Origin of the sequence: Lentzea sp. NPDC058450, assembly GCF_042721395.1 — a bacterium.
GTDB lineage: Bacteria > Actinomycetota > Actinomycetes > Mycobacteriales > Pseudonocardiaceae > Lentzea.
Genome location: NZ_JBHXLO010000002.1, coordinates 215106 through 233229 on the forward strand (window position 1 = coordinate 215106; position 18124 = coordinate 233229).

The 18124-nt window shown below is 68.9% G+C and carries 14 protein-coding genes; 12 read left to right on the forward strand and 2 right to left on the reverse strand.

The genetic code is table 11. The annotated features are described in order from the left end of the window. From ACFWNN_RS05190 to mmuM, 12 genes are all read left to right on the forward strand, one after another. Complete coding sequence (locus tag ACFWNN_RS05190; RefSeq protein WP_382438586.1) at positions 1–1236, forward strand: polysaccharide lyase family 1 protein; 1236 nt, start codon at positions 1–3, stop codon at positions 1234–1236. Beyond that, positions 1233–2105, forward strand: coding sequence for a carbohydrate ABC transporter permease (locus tag ACFWNN_RS05195; protein ID WP_382438587.1), 873 nt, complete (start codon positions 1233–1235; stop codon positions 2103–2105). The genes ACFWNN_RS05190 and ACFWNN_RS05195 overlap by 4 nt, the downstream gene beginning before the upstream one ends. Further along, positions 2102–2917, forward strand: coding sequence for a carbohydrate ABC transporter permease (locus tag ACFWNN_RS05200; protein ID WP_382438588.1), 816 nt, complete (start codon positions 2102–2104; stop codon positions 2915–2917). The genes ACFWNN_RS05195 and ACFWNN_RS05200 overlap by 4 nt, the downstream gene beginning before the upstream one ends. Positions 2918–2927: 10 nt before the next feature. Beyond that, the gene (locus tag ACFWNN_RS05205) at positions 2928–4196 is read left to right on the forward strand and encodes an ABC transporter substrate-binding protein (RefSeq protein ID WP_382438589.1); all 1269 of its coding nucleotides are present in this window, start codon (positions 2928–2930) and stop codon (positions 4194–4196) included. Further along, a complete protein-coding gene (locus ACFWNN_RS05210) occupies positions 4193–5338 on the forward strand; it encodes an enolase C-terminal domain-like protein (RefSeq protein ID WP_382438590.1) in 1146 nt (381 codons plus the stop codon). The genes ACFWNN_RS05205 and ACFWNN_RS05210 overlap by 4 nt, the downstream gene beginning before the upstream one ends. 127 nt (positions 5339–5465) lie before the next feature. Next, the gene (locus tag ACFWNN_RS05215) at positions 5466–6377 is read left to right on the forward strand and encodes a polysaccharide lyase family 1 protein (protein WP_382438591.1); all 912 of its coding nucleotides are present in this window, start codon (positions 5466–5468) and stop codon (positions 6375–6377) included. A 243-nt stretch (positions 6378–6620) separates the two neighbouring features. Beyond that, complete coding sequence (locus tag ACFWNN_RS05220) at positions 6621–9497, forward strand: glycoside hydrolase family 48 protein (RefSeq protein WP_382438592.1); 2877 nt, start codon at positions 6621–6623, stop codon at positions 9495–9497. Between the two features lie 11 nt (positions 9498–9508). Further along, positions 9509–10780: a lytic polysaccharide monooxygenase gene (locus ACFWNN_RS05225; RefSeq protein WP_382438593.1), complete on the forward strand. Its 1272-nt coding sequence runs from the start codon at positions 9509–9511 to the stop codon at positions 10778–10780. 35 nt (positions 10781–10815) lie between these two features. Continuing rightward, a complete protein-coding gene (locus ACFWNN_RS05230) occupies positions 10816–11232 on the forward strand; it encodes a hypothetical protein (RefSeq protein WP_382438594.1) in 417 nt (138 codons plus the stop codon). Positions 11233–11252: 20 nt separating this feature from the next. Then, complete coding sequence (locus ACFWNN_RS05235) at positions 11253–12995, forward strand: glycoside hydrolase family 6 protein (protein WP_382438595.1); 1743 nt, start codon at positions 11253–11255, stop codon at positions 12993–12995. 223 nt (positions 12996–13218) lie between these two features. Next, positions 13219–14241 (forward strand): LacI family DNA-binding transcriptional regulator, encoded by a 1023-nt coding sequence (locus ACFWNN_RS05240; protein ID WP_382438596.1) that lies wholly within the window; start codon positions 13219–13221, stop codon positions 14239–14241. Positions 14242–14377: 136 nt separating this feature from the next. Then, entirely contained in the window at positions 14378–15265 is an 888-nt protein-coding gene (gene mmuM / locus ACFWNN_RS05245; protein WP_382438597.1) for a homocysteine S-methyltransferase, read from the forward strand. A gap of 45 nt (positions 15266–15310) precedes the next feature. Here the strand turns inward: mmuM and ACFWNN_RS05250 are convergent, their stop codons facing one another. Both ACFWNN_RS05250 and ACFWNN_RS05255 read right to left on the reverse strand, forming a co-directional pair. Then, the gene (locus ACFWNN_RS05250) at positions 15311–16594 is read right to left on the reverse strand and encodes a PHB depolymerase family esterase (protein WP_382438598.1); all 1284 of its coding nucleotides are present in this window, start codon (positions 16592–16594) and stop codon (positions 15311–15313) included. Between the two features lie 8 nt (positions 16595–16602). Next, positions 16603–17967: an endo-1,4-beta-xylanase gene (locus ACFWNN_RS05255; protein ID WP_382438599.1), complete on the reverse strand. Its 1365-nt coding sequence runs from the start codon at positions 17965–17967 to the stop codon at positions 16603–16605. Positions 17968–18124 lie beyond the last annotated feature (157 nt).

Here is an 18124-nt window from a genome sequence, read left to right on the forward strand (position 1 = left end):
ATGCGGCTTTTCGCCTGCGGGCTGGTTCTCGCCTGCGCGTTCACCGGTACAGCGCACGCCGGCCACGACCCGGCGAGGCAGGTGCTGCCGGCGGGTGACGGGTGGGCGTCGGCCGGGCCGGGCACCACCGGGGGATCGGCGGCGACCACGGTGCACGAGGTGCGCACGAAAGCGCAGCTCGTGGCGGCGCTTGCGGCACCAGCGCCGCGGATCATCAAGGTCAGAGGCGTGATCGACGCGAACACCGGCGTCGACGGGAAGCCGTTGCGGTGCACGGACTACGCGACGGACGGGTACACCTTCGCCGGGTACCTCGCCGCCTACGACCCCGCCACCTGGGGATGGGAGAAGGAGCCCGAAGGGGCGTTGGAGGAGGCGCGGAAGGCGTCGGCGAAGAAGCAGGAAGCGGCCATCGCGCTCACCGTGAACCCGGACACGACGATCATCGGGGTCGGGAAGGGCGCCGGGATCACGGGTGGGAGCCTGCGGATTCACGGCAGCCGCAACGTGATCGTGCGCAACCTGACGTTCCGGGACACGCACGACTGCTTTCCGCAGTGGGATCCGACGGACAACAGTCCCGGTGCGTCGCCGGGGAACTGGAACTCGCTCTACGACTCCGTGTCGATCCAGCGGTCCGAGAACGTGTGGGTGGACCACAGCACGTTCACCGACGCGCCGAACGTCGACAGCCGGCAACCCGTCCACTTCGGACGGCCCTACCAGGTGCACGACGGGCAGCTCGACATCACGAACGGCGCCGACCTCGTCACGGTGTCGCGCAACCGCTTCGAAGAGCACGGCAAGACGATGCTGATCGGCTCGTCGAACACCTCCACCACCGACCCGGGCAAGCTGCGGGTGTCGGTGCACCACAACGTGTTCCGGAACGTGCTCGAACGCGCGCCGCGGGTGCGGTTCGGGCAGGTGCACGTCTACAACAACCTCTACGAGGGCGCGCAGACCTACAGCTGGGGCGTCGGCGTGCAGTCCCAGATCTACGCGCAGAACAACTACGTCAAGGGCATCGACCCCGCGAAGATCGTCTACAACTGGGGCGGCACGGCCCTCACCGACGTCGGCAACCTGCTGGACGGCAGGCCGCACAGCTTCGTGGGCACCTACAACGCGGCCAACCCCGACAAGCAGCTCGCCACCGATGCCGGGTGGACGCCGACGCTGAACCGCGGTCTGGAGCCCGCTCACCGGATCAGGCACCTGAAGGCAGGCGCGTGAAGAGCCGTTGGGCGCCGTACGCCCTGATCGCCCCGACGCTCCTGCTGATGGCCGTGTTCCTGGTGTACCCCATCGCGAGCGTCGGGTGGTTCAGCCTTCGCCAGCACACGATGACGCAGCCGTGGAAGAACGGCTTCATCGGGTTCGCGAACTTCGAGAAGATGCTCACCGAGGACCCGCTCTTCTGGCAGAGCCTGGTGTTCAGCGCCAAGTGGGTCGTGGTCGAGGTGGGGCTGCAGCTGGTCCTCGGGCTGGTCCTGGCGTTGATCGTCAACGAGACGTTCGTCGGGCGCGCCCTCGCACGCGCCCTGGTGTTCTCGCCGTGGGCGGTGTCCGGGGTGCTGACGACCGGCATCTGGATCCTGCTCTACAACCCGTCGACCGGGATCTTCCAGCAGCTCGCGCAGTGGGGGATCGGTGATCCGGGGACGTCGGTGCTCGGCAACCCCGCGACCGTCTTCGAGGCCACCGTGGTCACCGAGCTGTGGCGCGGGGTGCCGTTCTTCGCGATCTTGCTGCTCGCCGACCTGCAGACCATTCCGAACGACCTGTACGAGGCCGCTTCGGTGGACGGGGCCGGGCGGTGGCGGAGGTTCCTCAGCGTCACGCTCCCGCACCTGAGGGACGCCATCGTGCTGTCGACGCTGCTCAGGGCCGTGTGGGAGTTCAACAACGTCGACCTCATCTACACGCTCACCGGTGGCGGACCGGCGAACCAGACCACGACGTTGCCGCTCTACGTGGCGCGCAAGGCCGTCGACTCGCACGACTTCGGCTACGGCTCGGCGCTGACGATGGCGGGCTTCGTGATCTTGCTGTTCTTCTCGATCCTCTACCTGAGGCTGTCCAAGTTCGGGAGCCGGGCATGACCCACACGCTCAGCCGGATCGCGCGGCTGCACCTGCCGTTGGCGCTGTACCTGTTGTTCACGCTCATCCCGTTCTACTGGATGCTCGTCTTCGCTCTCAGGCCACCGGGAAACACGTCGCTCGTGCCGTGGCCGATCACGTTCGAGCACTTCGACACGGTGTGGAACGGCGTCGGGTTCGGCCTGTTCTTCCAGAACAGCCTGATCATCGGCATCGGCACGCTGGTCACCGTCACGATCTTCGCGCTGATGGGCGGCTACGCCCTGGCGCGGTTCAGGTTCAGGGGACAGCGGGTCTTCCTGCTGGCGTTGCTGTGCACGCAGTTCATCCCCGGCGCGATGATGCTGATCCCGTTGTTCGTGATCTTCAAGAACGCCGGGCTGCTGAACAGCCTCACCGGGCTGGTGATCGCGGACACCGCGTTCCAGCTGCCGCTCGCGCTGATCCTGATGAGCGGGTTCGTCCGCAACGTGCCGGTGGAGCTCGAAGAGGCCGCGATGGTCGACGGCTGCACACGGTTGCGCGCGTTCTTCGCGGTGACGTTGCCACAGCTGCGACCCGCGCTCGTGGCCGTCGGGTCGTTCGCGTTCATCGGTGCCTGGAACAACTTCCTGTTCGCGCTCATGTTCGCGAGCAGGCAGGACAAGTTCACCCTGCCGGTCGGGCTGAGCTACGCGCTCGGCGAGTTCAACACCGACTTCGGTGCGCTCGCCGCGGGCGGGGTCGTCGCCGCCGTACCGGTCGTGCTGGTTTTCGCCGTGGTGCAGCGGTTCCTGGTGCAGGGGCTCACCGCCGGTGCCGTCAAGGGATGAGGAGAGACGAATGAGAAGACTGCTGGTCGTGCTCGCGCTGATGCTGAGCGCGTGTTCCGCCGCTCAGGACGGACCGACGACGATCACGTTCTGGGACAACAACGGTGGCCCCGGCCGCACGCCGATCTACCAGGAGCTGATCAAGCGGTTCGAGGCGGCGAACCCGGACGTCAAGATCGAGTACGTCGGCATCCCCAGCTCGTCGGTGCAGCAGAAGTACGACACCGCGATCGCCGGCGGCTCCACGCCGGACGTCGGCGGCGTCACGACCTCGTACCTCGCGCACCTGGTCGGGCAGGACGCCCTGGAACCCGCCGACGACCGGATCGACAACGGAGTGCTCAAGGGCAAGCTCCTGAACAGCCTGCTGGAGACCGTCAAGCAGACCGCTCCCGACGGCAAGCTCTACGCCGTCCCGGCCTCGGGCAACATGGACGTCATCTGGTACCGCTCCGACCGGTTCGAGGAGAACAAGATCCCCGAACCGTCCACCTGGGACGACCTGGCGAAGGCCGCCGCCCAGCTCACGAACCCCGCCGCCAACCAGTACGGCTTCACGATCCGCGGCGGCGCCGGATCGATCTTCCAGCTGCTCGCCGAGGCCTACTCCTACTCCGCCGTCGACAAGTTCTACGACGGCGGCAGGAGCACGGTGGCCGACCCGCGCAACGCCGAGCTCGTGCGCAAGGTCGCCGAGCTGTACAAGAAGGCCACGCCCGAGGCCGACGTGAACAACAACTACACCCAGATGGTCGCCCAGTTCACCGGCGGCACGGTGTCGATGATGCACCACAACCTCGGCTCGACCGGCGACGTCATGAAGGCCCTCGGCCCGGAACGGGTGAGCGCCATGCCGTTGCCCAAGGGCCCGTCCGGCAAGCGGACCGTGGTGCCGAACCCGACCGACGGCTTCGCGGTGTTCAAGGGCTCGAAGAACCGCGACGCGGCCTGGAAGTTCGTCGAGTTCCTGACCTCGGCGGAGAGCAATGGCTACTGGAACGAGAAGGTCGGCCAGATCCCGGCGAACACCGACGTCCGCGACGCGCAGTGGATCAAGGACAACCCCGCGGTCAAGATGGCGCTCGGCGTGCTGGAGGACCCGGCCACCGTGCTCGTGCCCGCGCCGGTCTACCTGCCCGAGTACTCGTCGATCACCAAGACCGACACCGAACCGCTGTACCAGAAGGTGTTGCTGGGCCAGATGTCCGCGCAGGAGTTCCTCGACCAGCTCGCGGCCAAGCTCACCACCGCCCAGCAGGACTGGGAGAAGCGCAAATGATCGAACGCGTGGTCGTGCGGACGTTCAAGACGACGGCGGCCACGGCCGTCGACGAGGAGGGCCACCGCCACCCGGCGCCCGAGCACGAGGTGGTCGAGGCGCTGCTGGAGATCACCGACACCGACGGCGTCACGGGCTACTGCCAGGTCCAGCCCGACCAGCTGCGGCCGTCCGTGCTGGACAGGCACGTGCGGCCGGTCCTGCTGGGACAGGACCCGTGGGACCGCGAACGGCTGTGGCGCCTGCTCGCCCGACGGCAACGAGGCTCGCACGGCGGCTTCACGGACCGGGCGCTGGGGTTCGTCGACCAGGCGTTGTGGGATCTGGTGGCGCGCAGGGTGAACCTGCCGGCGTGGAAGCTCGCCGGAGGTGCCCGCGACCGGATACCGGCCTACGCCAGCACGATGTGCGGCGACACGGACGGCCTCGCGACCCCGGCCGACTACGGCGACTTCGCGAAACACCTCGTACAGCTGGGATATCGGGCGATCAAGCTGCACACCTGGATGTCACCGGTACCGGGCGCGCCGAGCGTGAGCAGGGACGTCGAGGCGTGCGCGGCGGTGCGGGACGCGGTCGGCCCGGACGTCGACCTGATGCTCGACGCGAGCCACTGGTACTCGCGGACCGAGGCGCTGAGACTCGGCAGAGCGTTGCAGGAGCTGGACTTCTACTGGTTCGAGGAACCGATGGAGGAGGCGTCCCCGAGCTCCTACCGGTGGCTCGCCGAGCAGCTGGACATCCCGGTGATCGGCCCGGAGGTGGCGTGGGGCAAGCACCACACCAGAGCCGAGTGGATCAGCTCGAAGGCCTGCGACATCCTCAGGGCCGGCCCGGCGGGCAGCGGCGGCATCACGCCGGTGCTCAAGACCGTGCACCTCGCCGAGGCGTTCAACGTGGACTGCGAGATCCACGGCAACGGGACGGGCAGCCTCACCGTGCTCGGCGCGACCGACGCCGGCCGGTGGTACGAGCGCGGTCTGCTGCACCCGCACGTCGACTTCGACCGCGTCCCACCGCATCGCAACACCATCGCCGACCCGCTCGACGAGAACGGGAACGTAGTGCTCCCCGCTATTTCGGGAATCGGCGACGACTGGAATTTCGAACACATCGGAGTTCACACTCTTGAAGTGCGGTGAGAATTCAGGAATGAGTCAGTCGAATATCTTCGAATTGGTTGACCGACCGTTTCCCGGCTGGTTTCGTGAGTACTACCGCCGCTCACCCTGAAACGGGAGTGGATAAATGATTGGAAAACGAACGGCATTGATTTCCGCGGTCGCGCTCGTGGTCGGCGCGGTGTCCGCACCCCAGGCGGCCGCCGCCCCGTTCGGGCTGGTCGGCTGGGCCACCCAGGGAGGGGGCACGACCGGAGGCGGCAGCGCCTCCCCGGTCACCGTGACCACGGCGTCCGCGTTCGTCGCGGCCGCGAAGTCGTCGAGCGCGGCCGTGATCCGGGTGTCCGGCACCATCTCGCTGTCGAGCATGACGAAGGTGGCCTCGAACAAGACGATCGAAGGCGTCGGATCCTCCTCGGCGATCACCGGGCAGGGCCTGAACATCGCCAACGCCTCGAACGTGATCGTGCGGAACCTGAACTTCCGCAGCTGGGGCGACGACGCGATCAACGTCCAGTACTCGACCCGCGTCTGGATCGACCACAACACCTTCTCCAGCGGCTACGACGGCGCGGTCGACGTCAAACGCGCCTCGGACTACGTCACGGTGTCGTGGAACAAGTTCACCAGCCACAACAAGACGATGCTGCTGGGCCACAGCGACGACAACGGCTCGGAGGATCGCGGCAAGCTCCGGGTGACCTACCACCACAACTGGTTCGACGGAACGCAGCAGCGGCACCCGCGCGTGCGGTTCGGCAACCCGGTGCACGTCTACAACAACTATTACGGCGGCGTGACGTCCTACGGCGTCGCTTCCACCATGGAGGCCGGCGTCCTGGTCGAGGGCAACTACTTCGAGAACACCAAGGACCCGTTCCACCGCGGTGAGGGCAGCTCGCCCGGCGGGTCGCTGGTCGCGCGGAGCAACCACTTCGTCAACTCCGGCAGCGGTGACCAGGGCGGTTCGGTCAAGAGCCTTCCCTATTCGTACCCGCTGGACGGCGCGAGCAGCGTGAAGAGCGTGGTCACGTCCGGTGCCGGAGCCGGCCGGGGCTGATCGGACCAGGGGGCGCCCCGAGTGGCGGGGGCGCCCCCACCCGTTCCTGGGACCGCTCCCAGAATTCCACTCGAAGGGAGCAGTAAGAGGAACTGTGGGAGCAGGACCTCTTGCGCTGCAAGCACCAATGCCGAGGGCTGATCGGTCCTGCTCGGCTTGCGCCTGTGACCGGTTGGTCGCTGTGGGCCACGTTACAGTGCCGTGAACTCTGGGAGCGCTCCCAGTTGTCGAGAGGGCGGCGGCATGACTCGACGAACAACGGCGTTGTCGGTTGCGGCGGTGGTGTTGATAGGCGGAACCCCCGCCGTCGCGGCACCACTGGCGGTGGCCTGCACCGTCACGTACCAGATCACCAACGAGTGGAACACCGGATTCGGCGCGGCCGTGTCGATCCGCAATGACGGGGAGGCGCTCAACGGCTGGAACCTGACCTGGACGTTCCCGGACGGCCAGCGCGTCACGCAGGGCTGGAGCGGCAACTTCACGCAGAACGGCGCGGTCGTGAGCGTGACCAACCCGGCCTGGGCGCCGAGTCTGCCCAGCGGTGGCACCGCGCAGGTCGGCTTCAACGGCAGCAAGGGCTCGGCCAACCGGCCCCCGACGGACTTCGCCGTGAACGGCGTGTCCTGCACCGGTCCTAACCAGGCCCCATCGGTGGCGCTGACGGCACCGACGAGCGGCAGCAGCTACACCCTTCCCGCACAGATCCCGCTGGCGGCGACGGCACAGGACACCGACGGCACGGTCGCCAAGGTCGACTTCTACGCCGGCACCACGCTGATCGCGACCGACACCAGCGCGCCGTTCACCGGCACGTGGACGTCGGCGACCGCGGGCGACCACACCATCACCGCACGGGCCACGGACAACCGCGGCGCCACCACCACTTCGGCCCCGGCGACCGTCAAGGTCCTCTCCGGGCCGGCGGTCCTCGCGTCACCGGGCACGATCTCGGTGAAGCAGGGCCAGACCGCGACGTTCGACGTCTCCCTGGCCACGGCGCCCAGTTCGCCGGTCACCGTCACGATCGCCCGCAGCGGCAGCAGTGACCTGACCGCGAGTCCGGCCACGCTCACGTTCACCAGCGCGGCGAAGCAGACCGTCACGGTGACCTCGGCGAACAACGGCGGCGCGTTCGGCACGGCGACGTTCACCGCGTCCGCCACCGGGTACAGCCCGGCGAGCGTGACGGCCACCGAGATCGACCCGTCCACATCGGACTTCAACAAGGCGTTCCTCGACCAGTACAACAAGATCAAGGACCCGGCCAACGGCTACTTCCGCAGGTTCGGCGACCTGCTCGTGCCGTACCACTCGGTCGAGACCCTGATGGTCGAGGCGCCGGACCACGGTCACCAGACGACGTCCGAGGCGTTCAGCTACTACCTGTGGCTGGAAGCGAGCTACGGCCGCGTCACCGGCGACTGGGCGCCGTTCAAGTCCGCCTTCGCGTCGATGGAGAAGTTCATCATCCCGGCGAAGGCCGACCAGCCCACGAACGACAAGTACGACCCGTCGAAGCCGGCGACCTACGCGCCCGAACACCCGCGGATGAACCAGTACCCGTCGGTGCTCGACAGCGCGGTCCCGGTCGGCCAGGACCCGCTCGCGGCGGAGCTCAAGGCCGCGTACGGCAACTCGGACGTCTACGGCATGCACTGGCTGATCGACGTCGACAACACCTACGGCTTCGGCCGGTGCGGCGACGGCACGACGACCCCCGCGTACATCAACACCTACCAGCGCGGCTCGTCGGAGTCGGTGTGGGAGACCATCCCGCAGCCGTCCTGCGACACGTTCAAGTACGGCGGCCCCAACGGGTTCCTCGACCTGTTCACCAAGGACGCCTCCTACGCCCGGCAGTGGAAGTACACCAACGCGCCGGACGCGGACGCCCGCGTGGTGCAGGTGGCGCTGCTCGCCCAGCAGTGGGCGACGGCGCAGGGCAAGGCCGGCGACATCTCCGCGGAGATCGGCAAGTCCGCGAAGATGGGCGACTACCTGCGGTACGCCATGTTCGACAAGTACTTCAAGCGCATCGGCAACTGCACCGGCGCCTCGGCGTGCCCCGGCGGGAGCGGCAAGAGCAGCGCGCACTACCTGATGTCCTGGTACTACGCGTGGGGCGGCGCGACCGACACGTCCGCCGGCTGGGCGTGGCGCATCGGTGACGGCGCCTCGCACCAGGGTTACCAGAACCCGCTGGCGGCGTACGCGCTGTCGAACGTGGCCGCGCTCAAGCCGTTGTCCGCCACCGGGCAGCAGGACTGGGCGACGTCGCTGAGCAGGCAGCTCGAGATGCTCCAGTGGCTGCAGTCGGCCGACGGCGGTCTCGCCGGCGGTGTGACGAACAGCTGGGAGGGCCAGTACGGCACCCCGCCGTCCGGCACGCCGACGTTCTACGGCATGTACTACGACGCTCACCCGGTGTGGCGCGACCCGCCGAGCAACCGGTGGTTCGGCTTCCAGGTGTGGGGGATCGAGCGGACGGCCGCGCTGTACCGGCTGACCGGCGACGCGCGGGCCAAGAAGATCCTCGACAAGTGGGTGCCGTGGGCGATCGCGAACACCACGACGGGCACGAACTTCCAGATCCCGTCGGACCTCGAGTGGTCGGGCGCGCCGGACACGTGGAACGCCACCAACCCCGGCACGAACGCGAACCTGCGGGTGCGCGTGCTCAACCACAGTCAGGACGTCGGCGTGGCCGCGTCCTACGCCAAGGTGCTGCTGAACTACGCGGCGCGGTCGGGCAACGCCTCGGCCAAGACCACGGGTGAGGCGCTGCTGACGTCGCTGTTGTCCAAACAGGACAGCCTCGGCATCGCGACGCCGGAGACCCGCACGGACTACAACCGGTTCGACGACGTCTACAACACCAGCACGCTCGAAGGCCCGTACGTGCCGAGCGGCTGGACCGGGCGGATGCCCAACGGTGACCAGATCGGGCAGGGCAGCTCGTTCCTGTCCATGCGGTCGATGTTCCGCAACGACCCGCAGTGGCCGAAGGTGCAGTCCTATCTGGACGGTGGACCGGCACCGACGTTCACCTATCACCGCTTCTGGGCGCAAGCCGAGATCGCGACGGCGTTCTCCCTGCACGCCGAGATCTACGGGTGAGGAGTCCCGAGATGAGGAAACGACTAGCTCTGCTGGCGGTCGCGGCCACGGTCGGCGCGATCCTCGTGCAGACCGGCGGCACGGCCGTCGCGCACGGATCGATGGTGTGGCCCGGCAGCCGCACGTACCTCTGCTACGAGGACGGCCGCGCGGGCGGCGGTGGCGGCGATCTCAACCCCACCAACCCCGCGTGCGCCGCGGCCGTGGCCCAGGGCGGCAAGCAACCGCTGTGGGACTGGTTCGGCAACCTGATCAGCAACGCGGCCGGGCGCCACCGGGAGATCATCCCCGACGGCAACCTGTGCGGTCCCACCACGAAGTACGCCGCCTACAACCTGACGCGGGCCGACTGGCCGACCACGCAGGTGCAGGCGAACAGCACGGTCACGTTGCGGTACAACGCGTGGGCGCCGCACCCCGGCACCTGGGAGCAGTACGTCACCAAGGACGGCTTCGACGTCACGAAGCCGTTGAAGTGGTCGGACCTGGAGTCGACCCCGTTCAACTCGATCACGAACCCGCCGCTCGCGAACGGTGAGTACGCGTGGCAGGCCCGGCTGCCCAACAAGAGCGGCCGGCACGTCATCTACTCGCTGTGGCAGCGCTCGGACAGCCCCGAGGCGTTCTACAGCTGCTCGGACGTCGTGTTCGGCGGTGGCACCGGCACCCCGGACACCACGGCGCCCTCGACGCCCGGCACCCCTGTCGCCTCCGGCGTCACGAGCAGCACGGTGAAGCTCGACTGGAGCGCGTCGACGGACAACGTCGGGGTCTCGGGCTACCGCGTCCTCAGCGGTGGCCAGGTGGTCGCGACGTCGTCGACGAACTCGGTGACGGTCAGCGGCCTGAGCGCGGACACCTCGTACTCGTTCACCGTGGTGGCGACGGACTCCGCGGGCAACGCCTCCACGGCGTCCTCGGGCGTCACGGTCAGAACCTCGACGGGCGGTGGCACCCCCACGGGTTCCTGCACGGTGACGTACTCGCGGCCGAGCACGTGGAACGGCGGCTTCACCGCGAACGTGACGGTGGCGAACACCGGCACCAGCACGATCAGCGCCTGGCAGCTCGGCTGGGACTTCCCGTCCGGGCAGACACTGTCGCAGGCCTGGTCGTCGACCATCACCGTCGCGAGTGGACGCGCCACGGCGAAGGGCGTGTCGTACAACGCGGACATCCCGGCCGGCGGCACGGCGTCGTTCGGCTTCAACGCGGCCACGTCGTCCACACCCGTGGACCCGACGGCCTTCACGCTCAACGGTTCGGCGTGCGCCGTCCGGTGACGAGGGCGCTCCTCGCCCTTCTGGTGGTGGGTTCGGTGACGTTCGCCCTCCTCGTGGGACGCGCCGAACCCTCCCCGGACCTCAGCAGAGGCGTCGACGGCATCGCCGCGTGGCTGCACGACCTGACCGACGAGTGCGCGGACGTCAAGCGCGACAACGACTTCGCGGACTTCGCCGGTCCGGTGCGGTCGAAGGTCTACGCCCCGTTCATCGCGGAGTGGGGGACCTGCGCGAAGCAGCCGTACGAACGGCTCGGGCTGCTGGTCCTCAAGCCCGGCCTGGAGCAGGCCTGGCTCGCGGCGGTCGCGAACGGCGAGGTGCGGGGCGACCCGGACCTCGCCTTCGGGGACGGGTTCGCGCTCACCGGCTCGATCGGCATGGAGTACCTCGGCCTCAAAAGACTTGAGTGCACGCCCACCGCGTGTTCGCTCATGGAGATCAAACATCATTGAGAGACAGGAGATCCGGAGCAATGAAGCTCAACGGACAGAGGCGGTGGGCCGCGGCGGGAGTCGTGGTCGCCACTGCCGTGGCAACGTTCGGGGTGGCGATGAGCGCACCCGCGGGCGCCGCACCGGGCTGTCGTGTCGACTACTCGGCGAACGGGTGGGGAGGCGGCGGTTTCGGCGCCTCGGTGAAGATCACCAACCTCGGTGATGCGATCTCGGGTGGCTGGACCCTGAAGTTCTCGTTCCCCGGCAGCCAGCGCGTGGCACAGGGCTGGAGCGCGAACTGGTCGCAGTCGGGCAAGGACGTGACCGCGACGAGCATGTCGTGGAACGGGAACCTGGGCACGAACGCGTCCATCGACATCGGTTTCAACGGCAGCAACGCCGCGACCGGTGACGCGAACCCGTCGACGTTCACCCTGAACGGCACGACCTGCACCGGTCAGCCGGGAACGACGACGACCACGACCACGACGACCACCACGACGACCACGAGCGGCAACCCGAACCCCGGGACCCGCGCCGACAACCCGTACGCGGGCGCCAAGGTCTACGTGAACCCGGACTGGGCGGCCAAGGCGAACGCCGAGTCGGGCGGCAGCCGGATCGCGAACCAGCCCACCGGCGTGTGGATGGACCGGATCGCGGCGATCACCGGCACGACCGGTGCGCGCGGACTGGCCTCGCACCTCGACGAGGCGGTGCGCCAGGCGGCGGGCTCACCACTCGTCATCCAGCTCGTGATCTACAACCTGCCGGGCCGCGACTGCGCGGCGCTGGCGTCCAACGGTGAGCTCAAGGCCACCGAGATCGACCGCTACAAGACCGAGTACATCGACCCGATCGCGTCGATCCTCGCCCGGCCCGCGTACGCGAACCTGCGCATCGTGACCGTCGTGGAGATCGACTCCCTGCCGAACCTGATCACCAACGTCACGCCTCGGCCGACGCAGACGCCCAACTGCGACGTGATGAAGGCGAACGGCAACTACGTCACCGGTGTCGGCTACGCGCTCGCCAAGCTCGGCGCGGTGCCGAACGTCTACAACTACATCGACGTCGGCCACCACGGCTGGCTGGGCTGGGACGACAACTTCGGCCCGTCCGCCGAGCTGTTGTTCCAGGCCGCCAACGCGTCCGGCAGCACGAAGGCGAACGTGCACGGCTTCATCGCCAACACCGCCAACTACGGCATCCTGACCGAGCCGAACTTCTCGATCGACGAGTCGATCAACGGCACCCAGGTCCGGCAGTCGAAGTGGGTGGACTGGAACCGCTACACCGGTGAGCTGCCCTACGCGCAGGCGTTCCGGCAGCGGGCCGTGCAGGCGGGCTTCGACGCGAACGTCGGCATGCTGATCGACACCAGCCGCAACGGCTGGGGCGGCTCCGCGCGTCCGACGGGCCCCGGCCCGCGCACGTCGGTGGACGCCTACGTCGACGGCGGCAGGCTCGACCGGCGAATCCACCTCGGCAACTGGTGCAACCAGGCAGGTGCCGGCATCGGCGAACGCCCGAAGGCCGCACCCGCTGCGGGCATCGACGCCTACGTGTGGATCAAGCCGCCGGGCGAGTCCGACGGTGCCAGCGAGGACATCCCGAACAACGAGGGCAAGGGCTTCGACCGGATGTGCGACCCCACGTACACCGGCAACGCCCGGAACAACAACAACATGTCCGGTTCGCTGGGCAACGCGCCGTTGTCAGGACACTGGTTCTCGGCGCAGTTCCAGGAGCTCATGCGGAACGCCTACCCGGCGCTCTGAGCTGCGGGATGTGAGCGTGCCCATCCGACCGGCCTCGTGGCGGGTGGGCACGCTCTTCCGGCTTGCCCGCAGTCTTTTGTCGGGCAAGTTCCCAGACGGTGCGCAATTCGTCTGGACCACCCGAATTGCGCAATGTTAACGCACACATAACTCTTGATGTCATCAGAAGGTGCTCCCTATGGTGTCGGCACGCTCACTGAGCGCAAGCGCGAGAGGAGGCTGTGTGGTCACCATCGCGGACGTCGCAAGACACGCCGGGGTCGCCCCGAGCACGGTCTCCTACGTCCTCACGGGCAAGCGGTCGATCTCCGCGGACACGAAGTCGAGAGTCCGCGACAGCATCCGGGCGCTGGGCTACCAGCCCCACGCCTCCGACCGCACGACGTCGGCCGGCCGGACCGGCGTGCTCGGCCTGGTCCTCCCGTTGCGCGCGGGCACCCACCTGCCCGCCGTGATGCGCTTCGTCACGGCGGCGGTGACGACAGCGCGGCGCTTCGAGATGGACCTGCTGCTCATGACCGCGGACGACGGCGCTGCCGGTCTGCGCCGGGCGGCGACCAGCGCGCAGGTCGACGGCTTCCTCGTGATGGACGTGGAGATGGACGACGAGCGCGTCCCCCTGCTCAGACAACTGTCCAAACCGTCCGTCCTCATCGGACATCCGGCCGCCGCGCGCGGGCTCACCTGCGTGGACCTCGACTTCGAGGCGGCGGGCGCGAAGTGCGTGGACCACCTGGCGGACCTGGGCCACCGCTTCATCGGCTTCCTCGGCGCCCCCAGTGCCGTGTACCGGCGCAGCGGAGGGTTCGCCCACCGCACCATGAACGGCTTCAGCGCGGCGGCGATGCGCAGGGGAGTGGCCGCGACGGCGTTGTCCGTCGAAGGCGACCACGACTCGGTGCTCAGAGCGACCAAGGCGCTGGTCAGGGCGCACCCGTCGATGACGGCGCTGGTCGTGCACAACGAGGCCGCGCTCGGTTGGGTCACCCCGTGCCTGCGCGCGGCCGGCCGCCAGGTGCCAGGAGACGTCGCCGTGGTCGCGATCTGTCCCGACGAGCTGGCCGAGCAGACGTCACCCCTGCTCACCTCGGTGCGCCTGCCCGCGGAGGAGCTCGGCCGGCACGCCGTGGACCTGCTGGTGGCGAAGCTGGAGGGCAAGCAGCCACCGCCGTTGGTGCTGCTGCCGCCGAGGTTGTCGCGCCGGGCGAGCACACCGGACCCGGTGCCCCACCGCGGGACGGCCTGACGGGCGTCGTCCTGGGCGACCCAGCGGCGGCGCAGGACGACGAACCCGCAGAGACCGTCCGGGAGGAGTGCGCGGCCACAACGGCGGAGCGACCGTCGCGCACTCCTCCACCTCTACGCGCACGTAGGCTGGCCGGGTGGAACTGGCGGAAGCGGTGGCCCGCGGTGTGGTCGTGCTCGACGGCGGCATGTCAACGGCGCTGGAGATCGCCGGGCACGACCTGTCCGACGAGCTGTGGTCGGCGCGGTTGCTGCTGACCGACCCGGACGCGGTGCGCGCCGCCCACCTCGCCTACTACCAGGCGGGCGCCCAGGTCGCCATCACCGCGAGCTACCAGGCGAGCTTCTCCGGGTTCGCGCGCCGGGGCATCGGTGAGGACGAGACCGCCCGCCTGCTGCGGTCCAGCGTGGCGCTCGCCCGCTCGGCCGCGTCCGATGTGGACGGACAGCGCTGGGTGGCCGCGTCGGTCGGGCCGTACGGGGCGGTGCTCGCGGACGGCTCGGAGTACCGCGGCCGGTACGGGCTCTCCCGGCGGGAACTGGTGGCGTTCCACCGGCCGCGGGTGGAGACGCTCTGGTCTGCTGCACCGGACGTGCTCGCCGTCGAGACGATCCCGGACGCGGACGAGGCCGAGGCGGTGCTGGACGTCGTGCGCGGCAGCGGTGTGCCGATGTGGCTCTCCTACAGCGTTCGCGGTGACCGGACGTGCGCCGGGCAACCGCTGGAGGACGTGTTCGCGGTGGTGTCCGATGTGGACGAGGTGATTGCCGTGGGCGTGAACTGCTGTGCTCCTGAGGACGTGGCCGAGGCGGTCGCCGTGGCGCGCCGGGTGACCGGGCTGCCGGTCGTCGCGTACCCGAACAGCGGGGAGACCTGGGACGCCCGGGGCCGGTCGTGGACCGGCGACGGGACCGGGTTCGCGGCGTCGGCCGGACGGTGGGCCGAAGGTGCCGGGCTGGTGGGCGGGTGCTGCCGCACCGGCCCCGGGATGATCGCGGAACTGGTGCGGGAGCTCGAGTCCTGAGAGGCCGGGGCGAGGAGGCCGCGCTGCGCTCCTCGCCCCGGCGGGTCAGGCGGTCGTGCAGGTGTTCCCGTTGAGGCTGAACGAAGACGGCGCCCCCGCGTTGCCGGTGTGGGTCGCCTGGAACCCGATGGTGATCGAGGCTCCGGGCGCGATGTCGGCGTTGTAGGAGACGTTCCTCGCCGTCACCTGGCCCGACGCGGGGGAGTAGGTGGCGCTCCACCCGGACGTGATCGTCTGGCCGGCGGGCAGCGTGAAGCCCAGCGTCCACCCGCGCACCTGGGCCGCGCTGGTGATGGTGAGGTTCGTCGTCAGCCCGGTGTTCCACGCGTTGACCGAGGCCTTGACCGAGCAGCCCGAGGACGGCGGCGGGGTCGTGGTGGTCGTCGTGGTGGTGGGACCGGTGGTGCTGTCCAGGCCGAGGAACGTGATGGCGCGGCTCACCATGCCGGCGGTCGGCACGTCGTGGCCGGTGCCCTGGGCGCTGATGCCCTCGACGACACCGCTTGCGCCGTAACGCGTCCGGGTCCAGTTGGACTGCGGTTGGTCGGTGGACACCGGTGTCCTGCTCACGCCGTGCACGTTCGTCCACTGGTCGAGCGCCTCACCGAAGTTCGGGTAGGCCAGGGTGGTGTCGTTCGTGCCGTGCCACAGCTGGATGCGCGGGTAGGCGCCGGTGTAGCCGGGGAACATCGCCCTGGCCTGGTCACCCCACTGCTGCGGGGTCTTGTTCAGGGTGCCGCCCGAGCACTGGCTGTTCCACAACGAGCCGTCGGTCGTCGCGAAGCAGCCCGCAGGGACGCCGGCGAACGCCGACGCGGCGCTGAACACGTCCGGGTACTCGGCGGCCAGCACGTTGGTCATCATCGCTCCGGACGAGATGCCGGAGACGACGATGCGCGCCGGGTCCACGTTGTAGCGCTGGCGGGCGTGGGCCACCATCGACATGATGCCGGTGGAGTCGCTGCCTCCGTTGCGCCGCAACGCGTTCTGGGTGGAGACGTCGAAGCAACGCCCGTCCCTGGTCGCCTCCGGGTAGACGATGACGAAGCCGTACCGGTCGGCCGCGGTGACGTAGTCGCGGCCGCCGCCGTTGTGCACCGCGCTCGCCGTCCCGGTGCAGTAGTGGATCATCAGCAGCAGGGCCGGCCGGGTGGCGAGCCGGTCCGGTGCGTAGACGTACATGTTGAGGTTGGTCGGGTTGGTGCCGAAGCCGGTCACCTGGGTCAGGGACGCGGCGTGTGCTTGTTGTGGCATGGCGGAGAACCCGATGGCGGCGATGAGGGACAGTGCGGCGGCGAGGAACGCGCCGAGTCGTGCGCGAGTGGTCATGGCCGGCCTCAACGCGCCGTGCAGGACGGGTTCAGGCCCGCACCGCTGCCGCTGCCCTGGAAGCCGAACTCGGTGGAGCCGCCGGCGGGCACGTTGGCGTTGTAGTCCACGTTGGTCCAGTTCACGGTTCCGCTGTTACCGCTGCGGGTCGCGCTCCACGCGCTGGTGACCGTGCCGTTCGACAGCGTGGTCCCGACGGTCCAGCCACGCAACGCGCTGGAGCCCGCGGTGACCTTGATCGTCGCGACGAAGCCCTCGCCCCACTGGTTCAGCGAGACCGTGGCGGTGCAGCCGCCGGTGCCGGGGTTGCCGCTCGTCGTCGTGGTGGTTGTGGTCGTCGTCGGGCCGGGGCCACCGCCCGCGTTCAGCGCGTCCAGCGTCGAGTTGTAGGCGGCCTTCTTGTTACCGCTGCCGTCGAAGAGCAACGGGGTGCCGGAGGCGCGCCACGAGTCGGTGTCGCGGATGCCCCACACGGTGATGCCGGTGCAGCGGGAGACGGCGAGGCAGGCCTGGGTGACCCGCTGGAAGTTCTGGGCCTGGGTGCTGCCGGAGCCCTCGATGTCGAGCTCGGTGATCTGCACGTCCACGCCGAGGTTCGCGAAGTTCTGCAGGGTGGTCTGGTAGTTGGACGGCACCGGGCTCGCGCTGTTGAAGTGCGACTGGAGGCCGACGCAGTCGATGGGGACGCCGCGCGACTTGAAGTCCTGCACCATCCGGTACACGGCCTGGGTCTTCGCGTGCGACCAGTCGTCGGTGTTGTAGTCGTTGTAGCAGAGCTTCGCGCCGGAGTCGGCCGCCCGTGCCGCGCGGAAGGCGGCTTCGATCCAGTCGTTGCCGGTGCGCTGGAGGTTGGAGTCGCGCCGCGCGCCGCTGCTGCCGTCGGCGAAGGCCTCGTTGACGACGTCCCAGGCGTAGATCTTGCCGCGGTAGTAGGTCGCGACCTGCGTGACGTGGTTGAGCATGGCGTTGCGCAGTGCCGTGCCGGACATGTTCTGCATCCAGCCGGGCTGCTGCGAGTGCCACGCCAGGGCGTGCCCGCGCACCCGCTTCCCTAGACCACGGGCCTGGTTCACGATCCGGTCGCCGTTGGTGTAGCTGAACTGGTTCTGGTTCGGCTCGGTCGCGTCCATCTTCATCTCGTTCTCGGCCGTGACCATGTCGAACTCGCGGTTCAGGATGCCGACGTACGTGGAGTCGCTCAGCTTGTTGGCGGCGACGGCGGTGCCGAAGTACCGGCCGCTCTGCTGCGCGGCCGCCGCGAGGGTGGTCGCCGCGTTCGCGACGGGTGGGGCGATCAGGGTGGCGCCGATCGCGGCGGTCGCGACCGTGGCGATGATCGGGATCAGGGCCACTGACTTCGATGTCAGTTTCATCTTCCACACTTCCCGGGGTCGACCCGAATTCGGGTGACGGACAGGACGGAAGGCCGGATCCGGTGCGCCATTGCCGGAACCAGCCGGTGCCGTTCCGGAGTGTCGCAGCCGCCGGTGCACGCCAACAAGAAGTGGCCGTCGAATTCGACAGCAGGTT